Origin of the sequence: Kineococcus glutinatus (assembly GCF_039542765.1) — a bacterium.
Taxonomy (GTDB): Bacteria; Actinomycetota; Actinomycetes; order Actinomycetales; family Kineococcaceae; genus Kineococcus_A; species Kineococcus_A glutinatus.
This window is the reverse complement of sequence record NZ_BAABIL010000410.1, coordinates 1-3,619: the sequence shown is the minus strand read 5'-3', so window position 1 is coordinate 3,619 and position 3,619 is coordinate 1. Positions and strand designations below refer to the sequence as shown.

The 3,619-nt window shown below is 77.7% G+C and carries 3 protein-coding genes; 1 reads left to right on the top strand and 2 read right to left on the bottom strand.

Annotated elements, in window-relative coordinates:
* Both ABEB16_RS14825 and dprE2 read right to left on the bottom strand, forming a co-directional pair.
* On the bottom strand, positions 1 to 561 hold a 561-nt coding region (locus ABEB16_RS14825), incomplete at its 3' end, for a glycosyltransferase family 39 protein (RefSeq protein WP_345713007.1).
* Positions 562 to 590: 29 nt separating this feature from the next.
* Positions 591 to 1,346, bottom strand: coding sequence for a decaprenylphospho-beta-D-erythro-pentofuranosid-2-ulose 2-reductase (gene dprE2 / locus ABEB16_RS14820; RefSeq protein WP_345713006.1), 756 nt, complete (start codon positions 1,344 to 1,346; stop codon positions 591 to 593).
* A gap of 175 nt (positions 1,347 to 1,521) precedes the next feature.
* Here dprE2 and ABEB16_RS14815 point away from each other — a divergent pair, with 175 nt between their 5' ends.
* Positions 1,522 to 3,384 carry a SpoIID/LytB domain-containing protein gene (locus ABEB16_RS14815; protein WP_345713005.1) on the top strand — a complete coding sequence of 621 codons (1,863 nt, stop codon included), beginning with the start codon at positions 1,522 to 1,524 and terminating at the stop codon, positions 3,382 to 3,384.
* The last annotated feature ends 235 nt before the right edge of the window (positions 3,385 to 3,619 follow it).

The following is a 3,619-nucleotide window of genomic DNA, read 5'->3' as shown; positions in this document are numbered from 1 at the left end:
CCTCTGGAAGGACCTGCGCGATCGCTCAGAGGCGGGCGCGGCCTTAGAGGAGATCATCGTGTTGACCGCCACCACGAGCGGCAGGCACAGCGCCCACGCCGCCCACCAGCGCCGCGACGTCCCGGCGCGCACCAGGAGGTACGTGGCCAGCGCCGCCAGCAGCGCCGCCAGCGCGTAGGGGCGCGCCTCCTGGGCGTAGCGGCTCACGAGGGGCAGCGCCGGCCACAGCGCCGCGGCGGTGGCCCCCACCGCCCGGTCGGCGGCGCGCCGGCCGGTGGCGTAGAGCAGCGGCCCGGTCAGGGCGGCGGCCACCACGGACACCCAGCGCGCCTGCAGCACGGTGACGTCGGCGCCGAACAGCGCGTGCACCAGCAGGTAGTGCGGTGCGTGCACCAGGTCGACGCCGCGGACCAGCTCCAGGACCTGCCCGACGTCGCGGGAGGCCACCGCGATCGTGACGGCCTCGTCCCGCCACGCGCTGGGGGCGCCCGCACCCCAGCCGAAGACCACCAGCCCGGTGAGCAGGGCCAGCGCCCCCGCGGCCGCGTCGAGGCGCCTCACGCCGGGGCGCCGGTCGGGCGGCGGGGGCCTCAGATCGGCAGGCGGCGGAAGACCGGGGCGGGCACGTGCCGCAGGGCGGACATGACCCAGCGCATCGGGGCCGGTGCCCACACCGTCTCCTTGCCGCGGCGCACCGCGTCGACGGTCACGGCGGCCACCTGCTCGGGCGTGACGGCCAGCGGGGCCTCCTTCATGCCCTCGGTCATCTTCGAGCGCACGAAGCCGGGCCGGACGACGACGACCCTGATGCCCGCCGGCCGCAGCGCCTCGCGCAGGCCGGTGTAGAAGGCGTCGAAGCCGGCCTTGGTGGAGCCGTAGACGAAGTTGGAGCGCCGGGCCCGCTCCCCGGCCACCGAGGAGAACGCCACGATCGTGCCGTGACCCTGCCGCTGAAGCCGCTCGGCGAGCCGCACGCCCAAGGCCACCGGGGCGGTGTAGTTCACGGTGGCCAGCTGCGCCGCGGCGTCCGCGTCCTGCCAGAGCCGCTCGGCGTCCCCGAGCTGCCCGAAGGCGACCACGGCCACGTCGACGTCGCCCTCGGCGAAGCACTCCTCGACCACGCGGGCGTGGGCGGCGGTGTCCTCCGCGTCGAAGTCCACGGAGCGCACCGCGTGCCCGGCGGCCTTGAGCCGCTGCTCCGCGCCGTCGCGGCGCCCGCCGGCGCGCGCGGCGAGCGTCACCCGCAGCGCGCGGCCGTCGGCCAGGCCCTCCACGGTGGCCAGGCCGATGTCGGAGGTCCCGCCGAGCAGCAGGACGGACTGCGGGTTGCCCAGGGCGTCGATCACGGGACGGGCCTCCTCAGCGGGTGGACGGGCGGCGGGTGGGACCCCGGCGGCCGGAGCGCCCGACCCTAGCAACCTGACCCCGCAGCGACCGGGCGCCGCCGGCCGGTGGCGCCCGCCGGGGCCGCCGCCGCCGCCAGGTTGACCGCCCGTCACAACGGTTTCACAATCCGGAACCGTGATCCTCCGTCGCGCCGCAGCCCTCCTCACCGCCCCCGTGCTCGCGACGGCAGCCCTGGTCGCCCCCCTCACCCTCGGGGCCGCGCCGGCGGCGGCCGCGGAGGTGTGGCCCGCCCCCGCCTCCGGCGCCTGGCAGGTCACCGGCCGCGGCTGGGGGCACGGGGCGGGCATGTCGCAGTGGGGGGCGCAGTCGCGGGCGCTGGCCGGGCAGGACTACCGCCGCATCCTCGCCGACTACTACCCGGGCACCGTCGTGGCCACCCGCCCCAACCGGCCGCTGCGGGTGCAGCTCACCCGCTTCAGCGGCTCGGAGGTGTTCGTGGAGACCCCCTCCTCCGCGGCCCTGACCATCAGCACCTCCGCCCGCACCGTCGCGCCCGGGCAGCGGCTGCGGCTGACCTCCGAGAACGGCGCGCTCGTGGGGACCGCCTTCGCCGGCGGCACCGAGCTGTGGCGGGAGACGTGGACGAGCGCCCCGGTGCTGGCCACCCCCGACGGGGTCTGGCTCACCCGCGCCGACGGCTCCGGCAACCGCTACCGCGGCGTGCTGCGGGTGCCCGTCGCCTCACCCGTCACCCCCGTCAACGACACCTGGCTGGAGGACTACCTGCTCGGCGTCGTGCCCCGGGAGTCCCCGGCCTGGTTCGCGCAGCAGGCGCTGCGGGCGCAGGCGGTGGCCGCCCGCAGCTACGCCTACGCCACCCTCAGCCCCGGCGAGACCGCCGACATCTGCGACACCGACCGCTGCCAGGTCTACGCCGGCTCCGCCTCCCGCGACGCGGCCGGCACCGTGACGGCCCTGGAGTCGCCCTCCACGACGGAGGCCGTGCGGGCCACCGACCTGGAGATCCGCGAGTACGCCGGGCAGCCCGCCTTCACCCAGTTCTCCTCCAGCAACGGCGGCTGGTCCGTCCAGGGCAGCCGGCCCTACCTGCGCGCGGCGGAGGACTTCTGGTCCTCCCCGGAGGGCAGGGCCCCGCAGGACACCGTCGCCTCCTGGACCGCCTCGCTGCCCGTCACGACCGTCGCCCGCTCCTGCCCCGGCACCGGCGGGCAGGTCCTCGGCCTCGTCGTCGACGGCCGCGACGGTCGCGGGGCGTGGGGCGGGCGGATCACGTCCGTGCGGGTGCGCTGCACCACGGGGGAGGCCACCGTCACCGGTTCGGCCACCCGCTTCGGCCTGCGCTCGAACTGGTGGGTGCTGCTGCCGGGCGGGACGGCCGAGATCACCGCCCGCTGGCGCGAGCTCGGCGGCGACACCGGCGTCCTGGGCCGGCCGACCACCCCGCACCACGCGCTGCCGCAGGTGGAGGGCACCTACCAGGTGTTCCAGCGCGGCTCGGTCTACTGGTCGCCGGCCAGCGGCGCGCACGCGGTCCGCGGCGCGATCCGCGACAAGTGGGGGTCCCTGGGCTGGGAGGGCTCGGTGCTGCGCTTCCCCACGACCGACGAGTTCGCCCTCCGCCGCGGCGGCGCCGGCCAGCACTTCCTCGGCGGCTCGGTCTACTGGTCCCCGGTCACCGGTGCGCACCTCGTGCGCGGCGCCGTCCGCGACGCCTGGGCCGGCCTGGGCTGGGAGACCGGCTTCCTCGGCTACCCGGTGACCGACGAGGTCGCCCTGCCCGGCGGCGCCTTCACCCACTTCCAGGGCGGGTCCGTCTACTGGTCGCCGGCCACCGGTGCCCACGAGGTGCACGGCGCGATCCGCGACGCGTGGGCCCGGCAGGGCTGGGAGGCGGGCCGGCTCGGCTACCCCACCTCCGACGAGCACGCCGTCCCCGGCGGCGGCCGCCGCAGCGACTTCCAGGGCGGCTGGATCACCTGGACCCCCACCGGCGGCGCGGTCGTCACCCTGCGCTGACCCGCCGCGGGAGCGGGGGCCGCGCCCACCGGTGGCCGACCCGCCCGCGCGCTCGGCCGGGGCCGGCGCCCCGGTGGCCTACCCTCGTCGACGGCCGGGCAGGTGCGCGAACGGGGGTCGGCAGGTCCATGAGCAGTCCAACGACGGGTGCGCGCTCGGCGGAACCCGCCGCCGCACGGGCCGGGCGCGAGCCCGCCGGCCGGCCGGCAGCGCCGCAGGCCGTCCCCGGCGGCAG